This window comes from Pseudomonas sp. IT-P260, from assembly GCF_949768395.1.
GTDB lineage: Bacteria > Pseudomonadota > Gammaproteobacteria > Pseudomonadales > Pseudomonadaceae > Aquipseudomonas > Aquipseudomonas parakoreensis.
Window position 1 is genome coordinate 139,349 of the sequence record NZ_CATKPO010000001.1, and the last position, 22,800, is coordinate 162,148.

13 protein-coding genes (1 of these 13 running past the window's edge) are annotated in these 22,800 nt (G+C 62.8%); 5 read left to right on the plus strand and 8 right to left on the minus strand.

Annotation, left to right across the window (positions count from 1 at the left end; translation table 11 throughout):
• Both ACM6HV_RS00485 and ACM6HV_RS00490 read left to right on the plus strand, forming a co-directional pair.
• Window positions 1–3,686: the 3' end of a non-ribosomal peptide synthase/polyketide synthase gene (locus tag ACM6HV_RS00485; protein WP_414902880.1), read on the plus strand. The gene continues 11,311 nt to the left of window position 1, outside the view; 3,686 of the gene's 14,997 nt are visible here — the last part of the coding sequence; its start codon lies off the left edge, out of view; the stop codon is at window positions 3,684–3,686.
• Window positions 3,687–3,753: 67 nt separating this feature from the next.
• Entirely contained in the window at window positions 3,754–4,713 is a 960-nt protein-coding gene (locus tag ACM6HV_RS00490) for an alpha/beta hydrolase (RefSeq protein ID WP_414902882.1), read from the plus strand.
• A gap of 946 nt (window positions 4,714–5,659) precedes the next feature.
• Here the strand turns inward: ACM6HV_RS00490 and ACM6HV_RS00495 are convergent.
• The 5 genes from ACM6HV_RS00495 to pvdM all read right to left on the minus strand — a co-directional run bounded on the left by ACM6HV_RS00495 (window position 5,660) and on the right by pvdM (window position 13,630).
• On the minus strand, window positions 5,660–8,122 hold the full coding sequence (locus tag ACM6HV_RS00495; RefSeq protein ID WP_414902884.1) for a TonB-dependent siderophore receptor: 2,463 nt from the start codon (window positions 8,120–8,122) through the stop codon (window positions 5,660–5,662).
• 117 nt (window positions 8,123–8,239) lie between these two features.
• A complete protein-coding gene (locus ACM6HV_RS00500) occupies window positions 8,240–9,889 on the minus strand; it encodes a cyclic peptide export ABC transporter (protein WP_414902886.1) in 1,650 nt (549 codons plus the stop codon).
• Window positions 9,890–10,035: 146 nt separating this feature from the next.
• The gene (locus ACM6HV_RS00505; RefSeq protein ID WP_414902888.1) at window positions 10,036–10,944 is read right to left on the minus strand and encodes a formylglycine-generating enzyme family protein; all 909 of its coding nucleotides are present in this window, start codon (window positions 10,942–10,944) and stop codon (window positions 10,036–10,038) included.
• A 38-nt stretch (window positions 10,945–10,982) separates the two neighbouring features.
• Window positions 10,983–12,263, minus strand: a complete 1,281-nt coding sequence (locus tag ACM6HV_RS00510; RefSeq protein ID WP_414902890.1) for an aminotransferase class V-fold PLP-dependent enzyme — start codon at window positions 12,261–12,263, stop codon at window positions 10,983–10,985.
• Window positions 12,260–13,630 carry a pyoverdine-tailoring dipeptidase-like protein PvdM gene (pvdM, locus tag ACM6HV_RS00515; RefSeq protein ID WP_414902892.1) on the minus strand — a complete coding sequence of 457 codons (1,371 nt, stop codon included), beginning with the start codon at window positions 13,628–13,630 and terminating at the stop codon, window positions 12,260–12,262. The genes ACM6HV_RS00510 and pvdM overlap by 4 nt, the downstream gene beginning before the upstream one ends.
• A 318-nt stretch (window positions 13,631–13,948) precedes the next feature.
• On the opposite strand from pvdM, the gene ACM6HV_RS00520 reads away from it, so the two are divergent.
• Complete coding sequence (locus ACM6HV_RS00520) at window positions 13,949–15,568, plus strand: PvdJ/PvdD/PvdP-like protein (RefSeq protein WP_414902894.1); 1,620 nt, start codon at window positions 13,949–13,951, stop codon at window positions 15,566–15,568.
• Between the two features lie 157 nt (window positions 15,569–15,725).
• Here the strand turns inward: ACM6HV_RS00520 and ACM6HV_RS00525 are convergent, their stop codons facing one another.
• Genes ACM6HV_RS00525 through ACM6HV_RS00535 form a run of 3 tightly spaced genes read right to left on the minus strand, consistent with a single transcriptional unit; the run spans window position 15,726 to window position 20,271 of the window.
• Window positions 15,726–17,117 carry an efflux transporter outer membrane subunit gene (locus ACM6HV_RS00525; RefSeq protein ID WP_414902896.1) on the minus strand — a complete coding sequence of 464 codons (1,392 nt, stop codon included), beginning with the start codon at window positions 17,115–17,117 and terminating at the stop codon, window positions 15,726–15,728.
• Window positions 17,118–17,124: 7 nt separating this feature from the next.
• A complete protein-coding gene (locus ACM6HV_RS00530; protein WP_414902898.1) occupies window positions 17,125–19,098 on the minus strand; it encodes a MacB family efflux pump subunit in 1,974 nt (657 codons plus the stop codon).
• On the minus strand, window positions 19,099–20,271 hold the full coding sequence (locus ACM6HV_RS00535) for an efflux RND transporter periplasmic adaptor subunit (RefSeq protein ID WP_414902900.1): 1,173 nt from the start codon (window positions 20,269–20,271) through the stop codon (window positions 19,099–19,101).
• Between the two features lie 322 nt (window positions 20,272–20,593).
• On the opposite strand from ACM6HV_RS00535, the gene ACM6HV_RS00540 reads away from it, so the two are divergent.
• Window positions 20,594–21,076: a sigma-70 family RNA polymerase sigma factor gene (locus ACM6HV_RS00540; protein ID WP_095138702.1), complete on the plus strand. Its 483-nt coding sequence runs from the start codon at window positions 20,594–20,596 to the stop codon at window positions 21,074–21,076.
• Window positions 21,077–21,210: 134 nt separating this feature from the next.
• Window positions 21,211–22,545, plus strand: a complete 1,335-nt coding sequence (locus tag ACM6HV_RS00545) for a lysine N(6)-hydroxylase/L-ornithine N(5)-oxygenase family protein (protein ID WP_414902903.1) — start codon at window positions 21,211–21,213, stop codon at window positions 22,543–22,545.
• The last annotated feature ends 255 nt before the right edge of the window (window positions 22,546–22,800 follow it).

Consider the following 22,800-nt stretch of genomic DNA (forward strand, 5'->3'; position numbering starts at 1 on the left):
CCGATCCGCAGTTGCCGTTCAGCCTGCTTGACTGGCGCGAGCAGGATCATTGCGCCGAGGCCTTGCAAGGTCTGGCGGATGCCGAGCGGGCCAAGGGCTTCGACCTTGACCAGCCACCGCTGCAACGGCTGACGCTGGTGCAAGTCGGCGAGCACAGCTATCAGTTGATCTGGACCTACCATCACATTCTGATCGACGGCTGGAGCAGTTCGCAGTTGATCGGTGAGGTGCTGAGCCAGTATTCCGGACGCCCACTGGCCGAAGCGGTGCCGTATCGCGGTTACATCAACTGGCTGCAGCAGCAGGACGCGAATGCCAGCGAAGGTTTCTGGCGTCAGCACCTGAGCCTGCTCGACGAACCGACCTATCTGGCGGACGCGGTGACGCGCACCGGCAGCGGTCGCGGTCACCAGGCGCTGTACAGCCGTCTGGGCGAGGCCCGCACCGAACAGTTGAAAGCCTTTGCCCAGGCGCAGCAGGTCACCCTCAACACTTTGGTGCAGGGCGCGTGGCTGGTGCTGCTCAGCCGGTACAGCGGCCAGCGTTGCGTGGCGTTCGGCGCCACGGTGGCGGGGCGTCCGGCGAGCCTGCCGGCCTCGGAATCGATCCTCGGCCTGTTCATCAACACCTTGCCGGTGATCAAGGACGTGCCGGCCGAGCAGGCCGTGGGCGCCTGGTTGCGCGAGTTGCAGGATTTCAATCTGGAACTGCGCGAGCGCGAATACACGCCGCTGACCGACGTCCAGCGTTGGGGCGGGCGTGCCGGGCAGTCGCTGTTCGACAGCATCATCGTGTTCGAAAATCACCCGATCGATCAGGCGCTGCGCGAGTGGCGCGATGATTCGCTGAAGTTTGGCGAGATCAATAACTCGGGCCTGACCAACTTCCCGATGGACCTGATGGTCACCCTCGAAGACGGGTTGGTGATCGAGTACATGTTCCTGCGCGAACATTTTGATCTGGCGACCGTGGAGGGCATCCGCAGCAACATGGAAGGCCTGCTCACGGCACTGGTTCAGGACGCCGGGCAGGCGCTGGGACGCATCGGTCTGCCGACCGGGCAAGTCGCGCCCGCGCCGGACGTTGTCGCGCAACCGCAGACCACGCTGGTGCACCAGCGCATTGCCGGGTGGGCCGCGCAGCGGGCCGAACAAACCGCAGTGATCTTCAATGAGCAAGCCTTCAGCTACGGCCAGATCGACGCGCGGGCCAATCGACTGGCGCATGCGCTGATCGCCGAAGGTGTCGGTCCGGAAGTGCGGGTCGGTGTGGCCCTGCCACGCAGCGAAAACATGATTGTCGCGCTGTTGGCGGTGCTCAAGGCTGGTGGCGCCTACGTGCCGCTGGACGCGACCTATCCGCGCGAACGCTTGAGCTATTTGATGCACGATTCGGGCATCGCTTTGCTGCTCAGCGATTCGAGTCTGCGTCAGGTGCTGCCGACCCAGGCCAACCTGCAGGTGCTGGAACTCGATCAGCTGGATCTGCGCGCTCAGCCGGATTCGGCGCCGCAGGTCACGGTGCAGCCGGGCAACCTGGCCTACGTGATCTACACCTCCGGTTCCACCGGTCAGCCGAAAGGTGTCGGCGTGGCGCACGGGCCGCTGGCGATGCACTGTCAGGCGATCGGTCAGCGTTACGAAATGAGCGCAGCCGATTGCGAGTTGCACTTCATGTCGTTCGCCTTCGACGGCGCGCATGAGCGCTGGCTGACCACCCTGACACACGGTGCTCGTTTGCTGATTCGCGACGACAGCCTGTGGACGGCCGAACAAACCTTTGACGCCCTGCATCAGCATGGCGTGAGCGTGGCCGCGTTCCCGCCGGTGTACCTGCAACAACTGGCCGAACACGCCGAACAGCACGGCAATCCGCCGCCGGTACGGATCTACTGCTTCGGCGGGGATGCGGTGCCGGTGGCGAGTTTCGAACTGGCCAAACGCGCACTGCAACCGCAGTACATCATCAACGGCTATGGCCCGACCGAAACGGTGGTCACGCCGCTGATCTGGAAGGCTGCGGCGGATGATCAATGCGGCGCGGCCTATGCGCCGATCGGCAGCGTGGTCGGCGAGCGCAGCGGTTATGTGCTCGACAGCGATCTCAACCCGCTGCCGGCCGGCATTGCCGGTGAGTTGTACCTGGGTGGCGTGTTGGCGCGCGGTTATCTGGGGCGTGCCGGTGGCACCGCCGAACGGTTCGTCGCCAACCCGTTCAGCGCCGACGGCAGTCGCCTGTACCGCACCGGCGACCTGGTGCGCCAGCGTGCCGACGGCACTGTCGACTACCTCGGGCGGATCGACCATCAGGTGAAGATCCGTGGTTTCCGCATCGAGCTGGGTGAAATCGAAGCGCGCCTCAAGCAGCAGCCGGGCGTGCGTGACGCCGCCGTGGTGGCCCGCGAGGGCGTGAGCGGCAAGCAACTGCTCGGCTATGTGCTGGCCGCTACCGACACGCCGGCCGACGGTTTGGGCGAGCGTCTGCGCGAGCAACTCAAGGCCAGCCTGCCGGATTACATGGTGCCGGCGCACCTCATGGTCCTTGAGCGCATGCCGCTGACACCGAACGGCAAGCTCGACCGCAAGGCCCTGCCGAATCCGGACGCCGAACAGCGTCTGGCCTATGTCGAGCCGCGCACCGAGCTGGAAAAAGCCCTGGCGAAGATCTGGCAGGAAGTGCTGAAAGTCGAACGGGTCGGGCTCACCGACAACTTCTTCGAACTGGGTGGCGATTCGATCCTCAGCCTGCAAGTGGTGGCCCGCAGCCGCGTACTCAAGGCTCAAGGCCTGAGCCTGAAACTGCGTGATCTGATGCAGAAACCGAGCATCGGCGAACTGCTGGCGAGCGTTCAGGGCACGGCGGAAAAAGCCTCCGGGTTGCTGGCGATGAACGCCGAGGTCACGGGCGTGGCGCCGTTGTTCTGCCTCCACGCCGGCTTCGGCACGGTGTTCGACTACGAGCCGCTGGCGCGGCGCTTGAGCGGTCGGCGCCAGGTGTTGGCGATTCAGTCGCGGATGCTGCTGGATCCGGCGTTCAACGACACCTCGCTGCAGGAAATGGCCAGTGATTACCTTGCGCAGATTCGCCAGAAACAGCCGCAGGGGCCGTATCACCTGCTCGGCTGGTCGCTGGGCGGTACGCTGGCGATGTTGATCGCCGCGCAACTGGAGCAGGCCGGGCAACAGGTCAAGTTTGTCGGGCTGGTCGACAGCTTCGTGCCGTCGGCGGCGGTCGACGCCGGGGCGGTCGATGACTGGCAAGCCGACCTGCGCGACTTCCTGCAGGTGACGCTGCCGGACGCCGCACCGGGCTTGTCCATCGACGGTGAAGAAACGCCGCACAATCTGCGTGCGCTGTTCCAGCGTGCGATGAGCGCCGAGCGCGGGGCGTCGACTTATGTGGCGCTGGGTGCCGATGAACTGGCGCAGGTGTTCAGCGTGGCGCGCCGGCTCAAGCAGTTGTCGCTCAAGCTTGAGCGTTGTGCGCCGTTGACCGTCAACCCGACGTGCTGGTGGACACTGGGTCGCGAAGCCGAGGCATTGGAGCTGGCGGCGCAACTGGAACAGCCGGGCATGGGCGGCGAATGGCTGGATTGCGGGCACTTCCAGATCCCGCGCGATGAAACTTTCCTGTCCGAGGCTGAAGAAATGCTCGGCCAGATCGTTGAATCAGTAGTCATGTCCTGAAACCTGCTGTGAAAGCCAAGTAAAACCGATCGGGCGCTGATGGCGCCCGATCGGTTTGGAGATTTGAATGTCATTGAATCCTGATATCGGCGCATTTCTGCAACTGGTCGGCAACGGCCGGGCCAGTGGCAAACGCGTCGGCATGTATGAGTTGAGCCCGACCGAGGCTCGCGAACAATTCGATCAGTCGTCCTTGCTGATGGACGCCGGCGGTGAAGAACTGGCCGTGGTGGATGAGCTGCAATTGCCGGTGCGTGACGGTGCACTGTTGAACGCACGGATCTACAGCAATCATCCGTTGCAGGCGGGCGCCGGTCGTCCGGCACTGTTGTATTTTCATGGCGGCGGCTATGTGGTCGGCAGCCTCGATTCGCATGATTCGCTGTGCCGTGCGTTGGCCTCGCTGGCCGATTGTGTGGTGATTTCGGTGGCGTATCGACTGGCACCGGAACATCGCTTTCCGACAGCGGCCGATGATGCCCGCGATGCCTGGGACTGGCTGCTGGCGAGTGCGGCTGATCTGGGCATCGACACGGCGCGGCTGGCGATTGCTGGTGACAGCGTCGGTGGCAGCCTGGCCACGGTGCTGGCTGCGCAACTGACGGATGCCGCTGTGCAGCCGCGTTTGCAGGTGCTGATTTATCCGGTCACCGATGCCAGTCGCAGCACGCCGTCGATCGAGCGTTTCGCCGAAGGTTATCTGCTGGAGAAGGCTTCGCTGCAGTGGTTTTACGAGCACTATCAGCGTGATGCCAGCGATCGTCTTGATCCACGTTTTTCGCCGTTGCTCGGCGAAGTTCCGGCCGATGTCGCGCCGGTGTTGATGGTGTTGGCCGAGTGTGATCCGTTGCACGATGAGGGGGTGGCGTATGCCTGGCATCTGCAGGCGGCGGGGGTTGTTGTGGATTTGCAGGTGTACTCGGGCATGACCCATGACTTTATGCGGATGGGGGCGATTGTTGATGAGGCTGAAGAGGCGCTGGAGTTGATTGCTGGGCGCTTGGTGGAGGTGTTTGATTTGGCTTGACGGGGCGGGGGGTGAATATCCGTTGCTGCGGTAACGGCGGCCTAGGGTTCCGCCCTTACGGCGGGTCACTTTTGGCAAACGCCCCAAAAGTAACCAAAAGGTCTATGCCCTGACGTTCGGCCCTCGCCTAGGCTCGGGTTCCTTCGCTCCGGGATTCATCCGGGGGCAGCGCCTACGGTTTGCTTCGCTGCACCTCCTCTCGCTGTGTTTGGCTGCGCCAAACGGTCGCTGCGCTCCCACCCCGGATAAATCCCTCCACTCAGCCTGCCGACGGGCCCTCAGATCAAAAGCTTTACTCGAGCTAACGCTCATTGTGTTGAGCGGTGGAAAAGCGAGCGCTCGGCTTTTGCTTTTCTGTAGGAGCCAGCCTGCTGGCGATGGCGGCCTGCGAGCCGACCGATCTCTGACTGAATGCACTCATCCCCCTGTGGGAGCGAGCTTGCTCGCGAAGGCGGCCTGACAGCCGACCAAACTCCAACTGAATACACCCAATCCCCTGTAGGAACTGCCGAAGGCTGTGATCTTTTGATCTGCTTTGGCTTTGGCTTTGGCTCTTGATGTGGCTTTTGATCTTCAGCCCCATCGGCAGGCCGAGCGTAGGTGTCCAACCGGGGGGTAGGCGCGCAGCGCCATGCGGCGAAGCCGCATCCATCGAGAGGAGGTGCAGCGAAGCAAACCGTAGGCGATGCCCCCGGATGGACACCGTAGCGAGGGAACACTGAGCCTCAGCGAAGTGCCGTACGCCGGGGGAAGCCTTTTTGGTTACTTTTTCGGCGTTTGGAAAAAGTGACCCGCCGTAAGGGCGGAACCATAGGAGGCCGTTACCGAAGCAACGGATATTCACCCAAAACCCCAAGAGCCTGGTCGGCCCAAAGGCCGCCAAGCCCCAATCAGCCCGCAAAAAAAACGCCAGCAAATGCCGGCGTTTCAGTGAGCGCTAAACGTATTACCAGTTGTAGGTCACGTCAGCAGTCATGGTCCGGCCTTCGCCGTAGTAGCAATCGAGGGTACCGTTGCACGCGGCAACGTATTTCTCGTCGGTGAGGTTTTGCAGGTTGGCTTGCAGCTTCACGCCTTTGACATGCAGCGGCGATTTCTCCAGGTCGTAAGAGACCATGGCGTCATACACGGTGTAGGACGGAATCTGGAACGAGTCCGACTCGTAATCCGAACCGTAGCTGCTGCGCACGTAGCGGGCGCCCAGGCCCATGCCGAAACCGGCGAGGGCGGTGGAGATGTCGAAGTCATAGTTGACCCACGCGGAGGCGGTCAGCGGTGGACGCATGGCCAGGGTGCGACCTTCGCGCCCGTCGTTGTCTTTCTCCCACTTGGTCTGGTTGCGCGACACCGCTGCCAGCACGCGCAGGTTGCGGGTGACGTTGACCTTGCCTTCCAGCTCGATACCGCGCGAACGCACGGAGCCGCTCTGGGTGCTGAAACCAGGGTTGTTGAGGTCGGTGGTGAGCATGTTGTCCTGGTCGATCTGGTACGCCGACAGCTGAATGAAGCCGTCGATCGACTTCGGCTCGTACTTGACGCCGACTTCGTACTGCTTGCCGGTGGTCGGTTCGAAGGCGCTGCCGCTCATGTCGGTACCGGTTTGCGGCAGGAACGATTCGGCGTAGCTGACGTACGGTGTGATGCCGTTTTCGAACTCGTAGCCGAGGCCGGCACGCCCGGTGAACTTCTCGTCCTTCTGGTTGCTGTGGCCGCCGCTCAGCGGTTGCTTGTTGTCGGTTTCAGCGAAGTCATACCGACCGCCGAGGGTCAGGAACCACTGGTTCCAGCGCAGTTGATCCTGAGCGTACAGGCCGGTCTGGGTGATGGTGTTGTCCCACTTGTACGGCTGGCGGAAATTGATCTGACTGCCATACACCGGGTTGTACAGGTCCAGACCTGGAGCGGTGCGGTCGTACAGGCCGAGGAACTTCGAATTGTAGTGGTAGTAGTCCACACCCAGCAGCACGGTGTGTTCGACATCGGCGGTGTTGAACTTGGCCTGGGCGATGTTATCGATGCCGTAGACCTTGTTGTGCTGCGACCAGTCCACCGCATAACGGCTCTGGTAGCTGCCGTCGTTGAGGCCGGTGACCGGGTTGGTCGGGAACGAATAACCGTGCAGCGGCGCCACGTACTGGTCATTGATGTCGGCGTAACGCGCGTTCTGCTTCAGGGTCCAGACGTCGTTGAGTTCGTGGGCAATCTCGTAACCGACCACGAACTGCTCGCGGTGGTATTTGTTCACGTCCGGCTCGCCGAGGAACAGGCTGCGGCTGATGCGCCCGGCCTGGCTGCGATGCACGGTGCCGTTGGCCGGCAGGCCCTGGGCTTCCGGTACGTCGTGGTCTTTCTGGTACTGACCGAACACGGTGATGGTGGTCTGATCGTTAGGCAGCCAGGTCAGGCTTGGCGCCAGCAGCATGCGGTTCTGGCTGGCGTAGTCGATGGCCGAGCCGCTGTCGTTGACCACACCGGTCAGGCGATAGAGGAATTCGCCTTGATCGTCGATCGGGCCGCCGAGGTCGAAGGCACCGTACTTGCGGTCATAGCTGCCGCCACCGATCTTCACTTCGTGCAGCGGGGTCGCGGTCGGACGCTTGCTGACCATGTTGACGATACCGCCAGGCTGGTTCTGGCCGTACAGCACCGAGGCCGGGCCCTTGAGCACTTCGACGCGCTCCAGCGTGTACGGGTCGATCTGCAGCGAACCACCGGTGCTGCCGCCGCCGTAAGGCATGTGCAGGCCGTCGAGGTACAGCGGAGTAGGGGAGAAGCCGCGGGAGGTCGGTTCGTCGAAGATCTTCACCCGGTCCGAGAAACCGCCGCCGGTCATGCCTGGCGTGTATTGCAGGGCTTCGGTGACGGTCTTCGAGCCGCGCATCTTGATTTCGTCTTGAGTGACGACGTTGATGGTCTGCGGGATTTCCTTGAGCGACGAATCGGTCTTCGAACCGGTGGCGCTGCGCTTGGCGACGATCCCGTCGACCGGGCCCCAGGCCGATTCGGCGGTGGCGGAAATGCTGGTCGGGGCCAGATCGAGGCTGGCGCCACCGCTGCTGCGCGAACGCAAGGCGACGTTGTTGCCCTCGACGCTGTAGGCGATGTTCGTGCCTTGCAGCAGTTGCGCGATGGCGGCGGTCGGTTCCAGGTTGCCACTGACCGCGCTGCTGCGCAGGCCGCTGACTTCATCCGGGCTGTACAGCACTTGGAGGTTGGTCTGGCGACCGAATTCCTGCAGGGCGCTCCCCAGCGACTGTGCAGGAATATTGATCGCCACGGCGGCGGCCTGGGCCTGGCCGATCATCGGCACGGTCAGGGCCATGGCGCAGAACGCGGGCAAGGTGCAACGGAAGGAGCGGCGGATCAGCAGGGCCTTGGCGAGCGGGTGGAGTCCGTGCGGTGCGGGCATTGTTCTTCTACTCTTCAAAGTGTTGACTGAGAACTATTTCTATTAACTGTTAGTAAGACGTTGAGCCTTCCGAAAACCGGAAAGCTCAACGCCATTTTTTTTACAAAATTTTCACAGTCAGGCGGGTTGCAGCTCAGTGACCACTTTGCCGGCGCTCATGCGCACCAGTTGGTCTGCTACATCGAAGTAACGATCGTCGTGGGAAATGACGATGATGGTCTTGCCCAGACGCTTCAGGTCCGGCAGCAGCTCGGTGTAGAAAATCCGCCGGAAGGTCGGGTCCTGATCGGCGGCCCACTCGTCGAACACCAGCACCGGACGCTCCTCCAGCCAGGCGTTGATCAGGGCCAGACGCTTGCGCTGGCCGGTGGACAAGTCGGTGGTGGTGAACGAGCCGTCACGCACACTGACCTTGTGCGCAATTTCCAGGCGCTCCAGGTATTTGTTGGCGTCTTCCGGGATATGGGTGTCGCCCTGGACCACGTCGTCGAACAGGTAATAGTCGGCGAAGATCGTGGTGAACAACTGGCGGTAATCGTCGCGGTTGGCGGCATCGACGAGCTGCTGATTGAGGCGGATTTCGCCTTGCTGTGGCGCGTACAGGCCCAGCAGCAATTTGATCAGCGTGGTCTTGCCGCAGCCGTTTTCGCCGACGATGAAAATGATGTCGCCCTGTTCGATTTTCAGGTTCACCGGCCCCAGACGGAACGGCTTGGCGCCTTCTACCGTCGGGAAACTGTACGAGACATCGGTCAGTTCCAAACTGTGCACCGGGGTCTTTTGATGGCCCTGGTCGCTGAGCAGCAGGTGCGGCTCGGGCGAGGAGAATTGCTCGGACAGATCGGCAATGCGGCGGAACGCAATCTGCGCGCGACTGACGATCGGCAAGGTGCCGATGATGTGTTCCAGCGGCCCTTTCATGTACAGCAGCACCAGCACGAAGCCGCTCATGACTGCTTTGTCAGCACTCGGCCACAGCGATTGCAGGCCCAGCGCCAAGCCGATCACCACGAAGAACAGCATCGAACCCAAAGTCTTGGCGACCACGAAAATGTTTACCGAACGCACCTGCGTCGCGCAGATCTTGTCGGCCGTGCCTTCGATGCCCGAGACAAACATGCGATGCCGGCGCGGGCGGTGGATGCGCAGTTCCTTGGCGCCCTCGGCGACCGCGTGGTAGTGCTTCTGCAACTCGTCTTCGTAGTCGCGGGCCTTGAGGAAACCCTGCATGCCGCGCCCGCGCGCGATGTACTGAATGACCGTGCCGACCAGGATCGCCACCGCCATCATCAGGAACATCGGCCACGACAGTATCGCCAGGTAGCCCATGCAACCAAGGGTCACGGTCAGGGAAATCGCCAGCGGCGCAAAGGCAAAGGCGAAGTCGCTGATGGTGTCGACGTCGTGGGTCAGCACCGGAATCAGCCGATGGCTGCGATAGCGCTCGATCTGCTCGATCGGCGCCGAGAGGACTTTCTCGCCGAGCTCTTTGCGCAATGTAGCGATGATGTGCTGGCCGACGAAATTGGTGCCGATGTCGGAAAAGATCGAGCTGGTCAGCGCCAGCAGGCACAGGCCGGCGAACACCGCGACCATCGTGCTGGTCAGTGCGCCCTCGGTGTGCAGCGCATTGTTGATGGTCGCCAGCAGCGCGGTGACGCTCAGGCCACCGACCATGCCGAGCAGGATCGACACGCTGACGATCAGTCGAAAGGGTTTGAGCAGGGCGAACAATTCATTGATCACCCCGCGTGTTGGTTTGCTCATGGAGGTTCCCTGCTTGAAGGAGCGGCGAACACCGGCACTGCGCGTGGGTTCGCCTGGATGACGTAGAGGGCAGTGGGCGCGCCATGGAGGATCGCGCCCACTTTTAGAACGACTGGCAGGACGGCTAATTTAGCCGGGCGATGGCCTTACAGATCACGGGCGACCCGGAAGCCGATCCAGTCGCCACGGGTGTCGGTGTAGGTGGCGTTGCGGTTGCCCGAACGCGAGAACACCGGGGCCTCGCCCCAGTCGTTGCCACGGATGCGCCGCACTTCGCACTTGCCGCTCAACCAGGCGCTGCCATCGCTAGGCGCGCCGACGTAGTTCTCGTTGTAGCAATCGGCGGTCCACTCATAAATATTGCCGTGCATGTCGTAGACGCCGAAGGCGTTGGCCGGGAAGCTGCCGGCCGGCGCGGTGAAGTTGTAGCCATCAGCGGCGCCGTAGGTGTTGGCGTGTTTGGCGATGCTGTATTCCTTGCCTTCGTCGAACGGGAAGGGGAAGGGTCCCGTGCTGCCGGCGCGGGCGGCGTATTCACGCAGCGACTCGCTGACCAGTCGATAGGGCTGGCCGGTCTTCTTCGACAGCCAGGCCACGTACGCTTCGACCTCCGGGAAATCCATGCACACCGCCGGGTGCTTGTCGGTGTACTGCTTGCGCGGGTCGCTGCCCTGATAATCCGGGATCCCGGCCTTGCACGCGCGACCGGGGCGCGTGTCGCCGTCGGGCATCTTGTAGCCGCTGTCCTTGAGGTAGGCGTCCCACTCGCCGCGCAGAATCTGGAAACGGCTGATCGCCAGCGGTTTGGCAAACGTCACCGGGTGCATCGGCCCTTCATCCGGCTCGCGGCCGACCTCATCCTCCGGCGTGCCCATGGTAAACGTGCCGGTGGGCAGCACGACCATTTCCGGGCAGTCCTTGCAGTCCTTGAACACCTTGCCCGGCGCAGGCGGGGTGGCGGCCTGCGCGGCGCCCGGCAGCAGGCCGGCGGCGAGGGCGGTGAGCATCAGCGCCGGCAGCGCCTTCAAGGAAAATCGACGCAGTTCACTGTTCATTGCGAGTCTCGCTAAATGGAAAAAGGGAGCGTCCGGGTTCACAGGGCCTGGTCGAGCACGGCCAGCAAGCGGTTGATTTGCTCTTCGTCGTTGAGCAGCCCCGGTGCGGTGCGGATCACCGGGCCGACGTCGCGGTGCACGGCATCGGCCACCACACGGTTGGCCATCAGGTGCGCGGCGATCTTGTCGCTGTCCTTGCCCTTGACCCGGAAGAAGGTGAAACCGGCGGACAGCTCAGGGCTCAACGGCGTGACCAGTTCGATCTGCGGACGTTGCTGCAGGCGTTGTTTCAGGTAGCTGTTGAGCGCGTGAATGCGCGCCTCGACCTCGGCCTTGCCCAGCTCAAGATGCAATTTGAACGCTTCGTCCAGCGCCCAGCGGTGTTCGAACGAGTGATAGCCGCCAGGCGTCATGGTGGTGGAAAACGCCGTGGCTTCGGAGAACGTCGGAATGATCGGGGTCACGTACCTGACTTCGGCGAAGCGGCTGCAGACGATGCCGGTGCCGCGCGGGCCGAACATCCACTTGTGGGTGCCGGCGATGAAGAAGTCGCAGTTCATTTGCGCAAAGTTCAGGTTGTCCACGCCGAAGCCATGCACTCCATCGACCACGTAAACGATGCGGTCGGCGTCGCTGCGACCACGGTTGTGCCGGTCGACGATGGCGCCGATTTCACCGATGGGCAGTTTCATGCCGCTGCCCGAATGCACCCAGCACATGCCCAGCACCCGGGTTTCGGGGCGAATGGCGCCGTCGATGGCAGCAAGGATTTCTGCTTTGCTCGCGTTGTACGGATCCTTGAACAGCCGAATCTTGCGCACCCGGGTGCCGTCGCGTTCGCTACGCAGGGCGAGGATGGTGTGGGTCGCATAGTGCTCGTGTTCGGTGGTGAGGATTTCCTGATCGGGGCGCACGTGCACGCCGCCGTAGATCGTCGCCAGACCTTCGGTGGTGCTGCCGGTCAGGGCGATCTGTTTGGCGTCGGCTTGCAGATAGCGACCGGCCCAGACCCGCACGTTCTCTTCGCGCTGTTCGATCACGCCGTGGTCCCAATCCATGGCCAGGCCGGGATTGTTGTCGAGGGCGGCGCGGTGTCGTTCAATCGCCTCGCGCACCGGTTTCGGGTGCGAGGTGATCAGGAAGTTGGAGAAGTGCAGATACGCTGGATCCTGATCGAACAGCTGCTGCAACCGCGTCCACTTGTTGCCGGTCGCGGGCGCCGCGTTCGCAGCACCGGCGACGTTCGGCAGGCTCGCGCCCAGTGGCAGCGCCGCCGCGAGAATCCCGGCCTGCTTCAAGAACTCACGACGATTGCTCATGGCTGGGCAGTTCCCGGCGCAGCGGCCAGTGCCGGTTTCGCGGCTTTCTCGACCTGATCCCAGACCCGCAGGAAGTTGCCGCCCCAGAGCTTGGCGATGTCCGCTTCGGAATAACCGCGCGAGATCAGCTCGGCGGTGACGTTACGGATCTCGCCGACGTTCTCGAAGCCTTTGACGCCGCCTCCTTCGTTGAAGTCGGAGCTAATGCCGACATGGTCGATGCCGATTTTGCGCACCGCGTAATCGATGGCATCGCCCAAATCCTTGAGGCTGGCTTTCGGTTCCTCTTCGAGGATCGCGTACAGGCGGCTGGCGTACTGGCCGAACTTCTGCTCGGACCACGCGGCAATGATCGGGTCGCCGGGCATCAACGCCATCGCCAGGTTCGGCAGCGGCGGCAGGTCGAAGTCCTTGCGCATCGCGTTGAGCTTGTCCTGGGTTTGCTGGGTGAGCGGACGCAGGTACTGCGAAAACGCAACGATCTGCACCACGCCGCCGCTGTTTTTGATCAGCTGCATTTCCTTGTCGCTGAGGTTGCGCGGGATGTCGACCATCGCGCGTGGCGCCGAATGCGAGGCTACCAACGGCGTGCGGCTCAGTTGCGCAACTTGTTCGAGGGCCTTCGTCGACATTTGCGAGACGTCGATGATCACGCCCAGATCGTTGAGGCGCTTGACCGCTTGCTTGCCCAGATCCGAGAGACCGTCGAGGGCGTCCGGCGAATCATTGAGAAATGGCAGCGGCCGCGACGAATCCGCCCAGTCGTTGTTGCCGATGTAGCTGAAACCGAACATGCGCATGCCGCGCGCGGTCCACAGGTCCAGCAGGTTGAGGTCGTGACCCAGCGGATAGGCGTTGAGCATGCTGATGAAAATCGCGAATTTGCCTTCGCCGTGCAAGCGCCGGAAATCGTCGGGGGTATAGGCAATGGCGACCTGATTGGGGTAGTCGCGAACCATCCCGGAGATGATCTTGAAGCGGATTTCCTGCTGGTTGCGCGCCTCGTCGACGAAGCCGGGTGTTGGCTTGTGCGGGGCGTTCGGGCCGTTCCACATTTCCGGCCAGCCGAAGATGGTCAGCGCGGCGCCGGACAGGCGCCCGCGGTTGGCCTTGGCGAGGTCGAACTGGCCGTCGCCGTCCTTGTCGGCTTCGTGGCCGTCGGTGCCGAAATTTTGCGTCAGGCTGACATGGCTGTCGAAAGAGAGCATGCGTTCGTGCAGCTCATCGGCCTGCTTCATGACTTTGGCCGGGTAGCCGAGGTCGTCCTTGAACCAGTGATGCCACACGGCAAAGCCTGCGCCGGCGCTGATCGCCAGGGCCAACGGCAGGCCGATGAATAGAGCCTTTTTCGAACGTGGTTTTGTCATTGCCATCTCAGTCAGGTTCGCCATCGAGGTGCAGGCGCGGGGGCCTTCGCTATCTGGGAAGAACGAGTGGATGGCGGCAAAATTTAAGCCTGGTGCTGTGGCGAGGGGATTTATCCCCGATCGAGTGCGGCGCTCGCAAAGCCTGCGAGCGCTGTCCCTTCTGGTGTCGCCGCCAAGGTCGGATGGGAGTTGCTTCGCAACTCATCGGGGATGAATCCCCTCGCCACGGGTCATCAGCGCCGGGCGCGTTAAATTTGCCGGGGCAACAAACGTTCTAGCTTGGATAAAGCCTGCTTCATGGCTGACACAGGTAGGGCAATGAAGATTTCTCGACGATGGTTCATGGCGGGCCTGGCGCTGACCGGCGCTGCCGTGCCTGCGGCGTATTTTGGGCATCGTGAATGGACGAAGCCGGACCCGACGATCACCCCGGGCGAAGCGTCTTTCGATGTCGCGGACAGGGCCGGGCAGCGCCTGGCAAATGCGTTGCGCGGGGTGTGGGATATCCGTTTCGAAGGTGCCGATGCCGGCCTCGAAGGCTTGCCGCCCAAGGGCCTGCAGGTGTTTCTCGACATCGGCCAGAAGGGCCGTGGCGTGTGCGGCTTTCTCGACACGCCCGAGCGCCTGCGTTCAGCTGAAACCCCGCGTTATCGAATTCTGGGCGACCTCGCGAAAGCCGATGCGGCGAAACTGAGCTGGCGCCTGATTGGCGCCGATGGCCAGATCAGCTATGAGCTGGAGATGATTCTCGATGAGGTCTGGGCCGACTTCGGCAATGCCGGCAGTGGCACCCTCAGCGGCAAGGCCTTGCGCCTGGACCGGTCGCTGGCCTTGCCGGCGCAGGACAACCGCTTCGTCGCCGTCAAACGGCTATTTCCCGAAGCGCGCGAGCGCACGCCGCTCAACCCGACATTGCTGGCGTGGCTGATCTCGCCCGAGCACCGCCTGTTTCACCAGTTGTGGCATGCGACCCGGGACAAGTGGCACAAGCTGCCCGAGGACAAACGCGAAGCCTTGCGCGGCATTGGCTGGCAGCCCGGCCCGCGCGACAAGGAGCGCGATGCCCGTGGCCCGCGCAAGGATCGCAATGGCTCGGGTGTGGACTTTTTCTTCATGCACCGGCACATGCTCGGGACGGCGCGTTCGATGCAGGATCTGCCGTCGTGGGAATTCTTCCCGCTGCCGCAGCCGGAGCTGATCCGCGACCGCGTAGGATTCGCCCGCTATTTCGACAACCACGACGGCACGGCCTTGCCGCCGACCTGGACGGCGGCGGGCGATGACGAATTCAGTCAGTGGGTCAGCGACATCAAGACTGCCGAGACTTACGAAAGCAACTTTCAGGTCTGGGAGTCGCAGTATCGCGATCCGGCGTATCTGGCCCGGCTCACCCTCGGCCAGTTCGGCTCCGAAGTCGAGTTGGGCCTGCATGACTGGCTGCACATGCGCTGGGCCTCCGTGCCACGCGATCCGTCCAACGGTCAGCCGGTGCCATTCGCCCGCGATCCGGCGGACTTCGCAGCCCGCTGGTACAACGCCGAAAACGATTTCCTCGGCGATCCGTTTTCTTCCCACGTCAACCCGACGTTCTGGCATTTCCATGGCTGGATCGACGATCGCATCGAGGACTGGTTCCGCGCCCACGAGCGGTTCCATCCGGGCGAAGTCACGCGGCTGCAGGTCAATGGCGTGCCATGGTTTGCCCCGGGGCGTTGGGTGGAAGTCGACGACCCATGGCTCGGGCCGATCACCCATGGCTGCAGCACCACGCCGGGTTTGCAGATGGGCAAGTCGGTGGAGATGGATCCGGAAACCATGAAACTGGCGCTGCGCATCACCTTCATCAGCGACGAGGAAAAACTCGCCGGCCTGTTCCGCCGCGTGCCGCAACGGCCATGGTATGCGCGCAATCTGAAGGCTAAAACCAGCCCGACTTGAGGGCTGCGTCATCGATCATTCGCGAGCAGGCTCGCTCCCACAGGTTCAGGTGTCAGCCCACGGGCTGACTTCTACATGGGAACGCATTCTTACTGATGGAACGCGTTCAAATGTGGGAGCGAGCCTGCTCGCGAAAGCGATCTGTCAGTCGCTGCAATTACAGCGTCTGCCACCCGCCGCCAAGTGCCTTGTACAGCGCAATGCTCGCCTGCACTCGTGACAGCCGTAGTTGTGCATGCTGATCCTGGGCCGCGTACAGCGTGCGCTGGGTTTCCAACACGGTCAGCAAGTCTTCTGCGCCGGCCTGGTAGCGGCTTTGGGCGATGTTGAAAGCGGTCTGCGCCTGATTCAGTTCTTCGTTCTGCCACAACCGCTGCTCATCCAGGCGACGAATGCCATTGAGCGCTTTTTCCACATCGGCAAACCCGTTGATGATCGCCCCACGGTAGGTTTCCAGCAGCTCTTGCTGGCGCGCTGCAGCCTTGTCGCGTTCAGCACCGAGACGACCGTTATTGAAAATCGGCGCGACCAGTCCGGCGGTCAGGTTGTAGAAAGGGCTGCGAATCAAATCGTCGAACTGATTGGCGCCTGAGCCGAGTTGGGCGGTCAGGGTCAGTGCCGGCAACATGGCCGCGCGAGCGACTTTGACGTCAGCTTCGGCGGCGGCCAGTTGGGCTTCGGCGCGTGCGATGTCTGGACGATGCGTGAGCAACTCGCTGGGCACGCCGGCGGTGATATCTGGCCATTGCAGGTGATCGAAGGACTCTGTCGCCGACAGTTGCTGCACCGGTCGGCCAAGCAGGGCGGCGAGGCTGATCAGCGCGTCCTGGGCTTGCTGTTGCACGCGCGGCAGTTGCCATTGCTGGGCGGCGACCAGGCTCTTCTGCTGGGCCAGCTCCAGCGCGGTGGCGGAGCCTGAATCAAACCGCGTCTGCACCAGTTTCAGCACGCTTTGTGCGTTGGCCAGATTGAGTTCGGCGATGCGGCTCTGCTCGCGCAGCGACAAGGTTTGCGCATACGTGCTGGCAACGCCGCTGAGCACTGTCAGCTCGACCGTCGCCCGGTCGAATTCGCTGGCGCGCAGGGCGAACTGCGCACTGTCGCGCGACGCGCGTTTGCCACCCCAGAAATCGATTTCGTAGGTGGCGCTCAGGTTGGTATCGAAATAGTCCACCGCCTTGTTGCTGCTGTTGGCATCGAGTTGGCTGTAGCCATTGCCGCGCAGCAGTTTCTGCCGATTGGCATTCAGTCCGGCCTTGACCTCCGGCAACTGTGAGCCGCCAGCGATGACGGTGCCCGCCTGCGCCTGACGCACGCGAGCAACGGCGGCCGCGAGGTCGAAACTGCCGACGCGCGCCTGTTCGATCAGGCGATCCAGTTCCGGGCTGCCAAATTGCGTCCACCATTGCGGGTTGTTGCGCGCGAGGCTGGCCGCCGGCGCCGATTGCCAGGCGGCGGGCGGCTGCACGCCGCTGTCGGGACGCTGAACGGGACTGCCGCAGGCACTGAGAATCAGGCAGACGGTCAACAGGCTGAGACGCGGTTTCATAGATCGATCATTCACTGGTAAGGGCCGTGACCGGGTCGAGCCGGGCAGCTTTGCGGGCAGGCATGAAGCCGAAGACAACACCGGTGACCAGGGCGCAACCGAAGGCACCGAGCACCGCCATCAACGAAAAAGCCACGGCCACTTCGCTGAGGATCAGCACGCCGCCGACGAGCAGCGCCAGGGCGATCCCGGCAAGGCCGCCGACCACCGAGAGCATCACCGCTTCGGTGAGGAACTGCCGGAGGATGTCGCGCTGGCGGGCGCCGGTGGCCATGCGAATGCCGATCTCGCGAGTCCGCTCACGCACGGTCATGAGCATGATGTTCATCACCCCGATCCCGCCGACCAGCAGCGAGATCGCGGCAATCGAGCCGAGCATCAGCGACAGGGTGGTCTGGGTGCGCGCCTCGGCCTGAATCATCGCGGCGTTGTTGGTCAGTTCGAAGTCCTTCTTGCCGTTGTGCAGGCGCAGCATCAGTTGCTCGATGGCCTGCTCGGTGTCCTTGACCTTGCGCGCGTCGGCGGCGGCGATGGCCACGTATTCCGGGTTGCGTGTGCCGAACAGCCGGACGCTGGCCGCCGAATAGGGGATGGCGATGCGATTGTCGCTGTCGGAGTCGCCGGAACTGGCGCCTTTTTCCGCAAGCACGCCGACCACCTGGAACGGCACATTCTCGATCAGGATGAATTGGCCGATCGGGTTCGGCACATCCTTGAGCAGTTTGCTGCGGACCTTGTGGCCGATCACCGCGACGGCTGCAGCATTCTGCTCATCGGCCTCGGTGAAGTAACTGCCTTGCACCACCGGCCAGTTGAAGATCGCCGGGAAGTGGGTGTCGTTGCCGCCGACGTAACTCAGGTGGTCGGCATTGCCGTACCGCACGCCGGCCTCGGCACCGTTGACCGGCATGATCCGCTGCACTTGCGGCAGGCTGGCCAGGGCGTGCACATCGTCGAGGGTGATGATCCCCGGCGGCGTGCGCGGGTTGGGCGCCGAGCCGCTCAGGTAAATGATGTTCGAACCGAAGGCGCCCATCTGCGCCATCACCTGGCGTTTGCTGCCTTCGCCGACCGCCAGCATCACCACCACCGACGCCACGCCGATGATGATCCCGAGCAGGGTCAGCGCGGTGCGAAAGCGGTTGATCCACATCACTCGCCACGCGGCGTGCAGGGCATCGATCAGTTCGCTTTTCCAGGCACCGGTGGCTTCGGCGCCGTCGGCCAGACGCTGGCGCAGATCCACCGCTTGCAGGGCGCCGGGGTTGGCGCTGGTCTGGGCGTGGGGATTGTCGCGGGCGCTGTCGCTGATGATCAGGCCGTCGCGGATTTCGATGATGCGTTTGGCCCGGGCCGCGACTTCGCGGTCGTGGGTGATGAGGATTACCACGTGGCCCTGACTTGCCAGTTCATCGAGCAGCGCCATCACCTCTTTGCCGCTGTGACTGTCGAGGGCGCCGGTGGGTTCGTCGGCGAGAATGATGTGGCCACCGTTCATCAGTGCCCGGGCAATCGACACCCGTTGCTGTTGGCCGCCGGACAACTGATGCGGGCGATTGCCGGTGCGCGAGGCCAGGCCGAGGCGGTCGAGCAGGGCGGCGGCGCGGGCGTGACGCTCGGCAGCCGGGGTGCCGGCATAGATCGCCGGCATCTCGACGTTTTCCTGAGCCGAGCCGGACGGGATCAGGTGATAGCCCTGGAACACAAATCCAAAGGCTTCGCGGCGCAGCCAGGCCAGCTCGTCACTGTCGAGGCCGGCGACGTTTTCCCCGGCGAAGCGGTACTCGCCGGAGGTCGGGCGGTCGAGGCAGCCGAGGATATTCATCAGGGTCGATTTGCCGGAGCCGGAAGCGCCGACAATCGCCACGAATTCACCGGCGTGAATCGACAGGTCGATGCCGCGCAACACGTGAACTTCAGGCACGTCACCGCCGCCGTAGGATTTGCGAATGTCCTGCAGGTCGATCAGAGGCGTTTGCATTCAGCCTCCGTTGCCGTCGACCGGGCCGATCAACAAGTGATCGCCTTCGTTGAGGCCGTCGACAATCTGCACCTTGAGCCGGTCGCTGATGCCGGTGCGCACCTCGCGTTGCTGGATGTCGCCGTTGGCCGCCACCACCTGCGCGGTCTGCAGGTTGGCGCTGGTGCTGCCCTGCAACGCGGCGACCGGCGCGGTGAGCACGCCTTTGGCCTGATTGGCGACGAAAAACACCTGGGTGGTCATCTCGGCCATCAAGGCGTTGTCGGCGTTATCGACGTCGAGCAAAACCGTGTACAGCACAACGCGGGCGCTGCCGCTTTTGCTGGTGCTGGCCGGGCTGCCGCCGCCCTGGCTGGTCTGATCCAGCGGCTTGGGCGGCACCGGCAGAATCTGCCGCACGGTGCTGCTCCAGCGCCGCTGGCCGCCGCTGAGGGTGGTGAAGTAGGCGGTCATGCCCGGTTTGACGTGGCCGATGTCAGCCTCGGAAACCTCGGCCCACACGGTCATCGGTGACAGTTTGGCGATGCGCAGGATCAGCGGTGTCTGCTGTTGTGCGTTGAGGGTCTGGCCCTCGCGGGCGTCGAGGGCGACCACGGTGCCGGCCATCGGCGCGTAGATTCGGGTGTAGCCGAGCTCGGCCTGATCGCTTCGCAGGCTGGCTTCGGCCTGGCGGATCTGTGCCTGGAACATGTCGACGCGGGCCTGAGTGGCTTTCAGTTCGGCGCGGGCGGTCTGCACGTCTTCTTCACGGGTGGCGCCGCCGGCCGCGAGATGCTGCTGCCGCTGATACTTCTGCCGCGCCAGCTCATGCTGGGCGAGTTGCTCCTGCAATTGCGCCTTGAGGTTTTCGATCGAGAAGCGCCCGGCGTCGAGTTTGGCCTTCTGCGTGGACGGATCGATTTCCACCAGCAGTTGACCCTCCTTGACCACGTCACCGACTTCGACGTGGATTTTCTGGATCTGCCCGGAGGCCTGCGCACCGACATCGACATATCGGCGCGGTTGCAGGGTGCCCAGCGCAGTGACGCTGCTTTCAATGTCGCCGCGGCTGACTTGCACGGTGGCGAAGCGCTCGCGGCCTGGCGGCATGATTTGCCACGCGGCGTAGGCAACAACGGGTATCAGACAGAGGGCTGCGAGCAGGGCGCGTCGGGCGGGGCGGGGACGTTTCATGCAGGGTTCCGGCCAGTGGAATTCGGCCCGTCGTCCGGCTGTACGCCACAGCGCGCAGCCGCAGAACGCTGTCGCAGGACGCGACAGACACGGGGAGCTGTCCTGTAAACGAGGAATGCGCAGGGGAATTTAAGCGAAGACACAGGATGTTACAGGTATAGAACGGCACTATTTGGCGGGCAACGACAAACGCCACTTTAAATCTATATGAGAATTACTATAAATTACGCACCTCAAGTTGCCACTATCTTGCTACCCGTGTTTGCGGGGCCGTCGATCAGTGTGCTCAAGGATCGAATCCGCATCGAAGCGGCCGGGAGTCATGTTGGAAAACTACTATCGCGAGCTGGTGTGTTTCCTGAACGCCAAGCTCGGCAACCGTCAGGTCGCCGAAGATGTGGTGCATGACGCTTATGTGCGCGTACTGGAACGCTCCAGCGACACGCCCATCGAGCAGCCGCGGGCGTTTCTTTATCGCACGGCGCTGAATCTGGTGATCGACGATCATCGGCGCAACGCCTTGCGTCAGGTCGAACCGCTGGAAGTGCTCGACAACGAAGAGCGCTATTTCACCCCGTCGCCCCACGGCACCCTCGATCACGGCCAGCGTCTGGAGATGCTCCAGCGCGCACTGGCGGAATTGTCGCCGCTGTGTCGCGACAGTTTTCTGCTGCGCAAGATCGAAGGCCTGTCGCACCCGCAGATCGCTGAACATCTGGGGATTTCCAAGGCACTGGTGGAAAAACACATCGTCAACGCGATGAAGCATTGCCGCCTGCGCATCAAGCAATGGGATGCCCATTGAGCCGCCATCGCTAAATTTTATTTCACTGTCCTCGTTCCTACTCAACAGACGACCTGCTGTCCTGCTCAAGGCCAGTCGGGTCACTTAGGCTCTCCTTTCCCCTTGTTGAGGGGTTCATCCAGAGGACACTGGAAATGACTCAGGCAATTGCATCGCCCATCGTTCACGACCTGATCGGCGTCGGTTTCGGCCCTTCGAACCTGGCGCTGGCCATCGCTCTGCAAGAGCGCGGCCCGACCCACGGCGAGCTGGATGTGCTGTTCCTCGACAAGCAGGCCGACTACAGCTGGCACGGCAACACTCTTTCGACCCAAAGCGAATTGCAGATTTCCTTCCTCAAGGATCTGGTGACCCTGCGCAACCCGACCAGCCCGTACTCGTTCGTCAATTACCTGAAGGCCCACGGCCGTCTGGTCGACTTCATCAACCTCGGTACCTTTTACCCGTGCCGCATGGAGTACAACGACTACCTGCGCTGGGTCGCCGGGCAGTTCACCGAGCAGAGCCGCTATGGCGAAGAAGTGCTGACCATCGAACCGGTGCTGCACAACCATCAGGTTGAAGCGCTGCGCGTGATCTCCCGCGACAGCGAAGGCCAGCAGTTCGTGCGCACTGCGCGTTCGGTGGTGGTCAGTGCCGGTGGCACGCCGCGAATTCCTGAAGCGTTCAAGGCACTGAAGGGCGACAGCCGCGTGTTCCACCACTCGCAGTATCTGTCGCAGATGGCCAAGCAGCCTTGCGTCAACAATCAACCGATGAGCATCGCGATCATCGGCGGCGGGCAGAGCGCGGCGGAAGCCTTTATCGATCTGAACGATTCGTTCCCGTCGGTGCAGGTCGACATGATCCTGCGCGGCTCGGCGCTCAAGCCTGCGGACGACAGCCCGTTCGTCAACGAAGTGTTCTCGCCGGAGTTCACCGATCTGGTGTTCCAGCAAAACAGCGCCGAGCGCGAGCGGCTGGTCAACGAGTACCACAACACCAACTACTCGGTGGTCGACATCGACCTGATCGAGCGCATCTACGGCATCTTCTATCGGCAGAAAGTCTCGGGCATTGCCCGTCATGCGTTCCGTACCCTGACCACCGTCGAGAGCGCCACCGCCACCGAACGCGGCATCGAACTGGCGGTGCGCAACAACGCCACCGGCGAAGTCACCGTGCGTATCTATGACGCCGTGGTCCTGGCCACCGGTTACGAGCGGCAGATGCACCGCAAACTGCTGGCACCGCTGGAAGAATACCTCGGTGATTTCGAGGTCGATCGCAACTACAAACTGATCACCGACGAACGCTGCAAGGCCGGCCTGTATATGCAGGGCTTCTGCCAGGCCAGCCATGGCCTGAGTGATACGTTGCTGTCGGTGTTGCCGGTGCGTGCCGACGAGATTGCCGGGTCGTTGTATGAGCATGGCAAGAACCGTGGGCATCGTTCGATGGCGGATCTGTTGTTGGCGACTGCCAGCTGATTCTGTAGCGCCTGACACACCGCTTTCGCGAGCAAGCTCGCTCCCACAATGGTTCTGTGTACGCAGAACAAAATGTGGGAGCGAGCCTGCTCGCGAAGGGGCCGTCAAAAACACCCTGAAATCTGAATCCTGAACCCTTCCTGAACACCCGCCACATTCCCCGACACACTTCCTTTTGCGGGTTTACTCTCCAATCCTCGAGGCGTAAGCTTCGCGCGTTTTCATCAATAGCGGAGACCCACAGTGGGTACTTGT

Excerpts from the sequence above, each read along its gene's own strand:
- ACM6HV_RS00495 (WP_414902884.1), bottom strand. The coding sequence starts at position 8,122 with ATGCCCGCACCGCACGGACTCCACCCGCTCGCCAAGGCCCTGCTGATC.
- ACM6HV_RS00510 (WP_414902890.1), bottom strand. The coding sequence starts at position 12,263 with ATGAGCAATCGTCGTGAGTTCTTGAAGCAGGCCGGGATTCTCGCGGCG.
- ACM6HV_RS00545 (WP_414902903.1), top strand. The coding sequence starts at position 21,211 with ATGACTCAGGCAATTGCATCGCCCATCGTTCACGACCTGATCGGCGTC.
- ACM6HV_RS00490 (WP_414902882.1), top strand. The coding sequence starts at position 3,754 with ATGTCATTGAATCCTGATATCGGCGCATTTCTGCAACTGGTCGGCAAC.
- ACM6HV_RS00520 (WP_414902894.1), top strand. The coding sequence starts at position 13,949 with ATGAAGATTTCTCGACGATGGTTCATGGCGGGCCTGGCGCTGACCGGC.
- ACM6HV_RS00535 (WP_414902900.1), bottom strand. The coding sequence starts at position 20,271 with ATGAAACGTCCCCGCCCCGCCCGACGCGCCCTGCTCGCAGCCCTCTGT.
- ACM6HV_RS00540 (WP_095138702.1), top strand. The coding sequence starts at position 20,594 with ATGTTGGAAAACTACTATCGCGAGCTGGTGTGTTTCCTGAACGCCAAG.
- ACM6HV_RS00500 (WP_414902886.1), bottom strand. The coding sequence starts at position 9,889 with ATGAGCAAACCAACACGCGGGGTGATCAATGAATTGTTCGCCCTGCTC.
- ACM6HV_RS00505 (WP_414902888.1), bottom strand. The coding sequence starts at position 10,944 with ATGAACAGTGAACTGCGTCGATTTTCCTTGAAGGCGCTGCCGGCGCTG.
- pvdM (WP_414902892.1), bottom strand. The coding sequence starts at position 13,630 with ATGACAAAACCACGTTCGAAAAAGGCTCTATTCATCGGCCTGCCGTTG.
- ACM6HV_RS00530 (WP_414902898.1), bottom strand. The coding sequence starts at position 19,098 with ATGCAAACGCCTCTGATCGACCTGCAGGACATTCGCAAATCCTACGGC.
- ACM6HV_RS00525 (WP_414902896.1), bottom strand. The coding sequence starts at position 17,117 with ATGAAACCGCGTCTCAGCCTGTTGACCGTCTGCCTGATTCTCAGTGCC.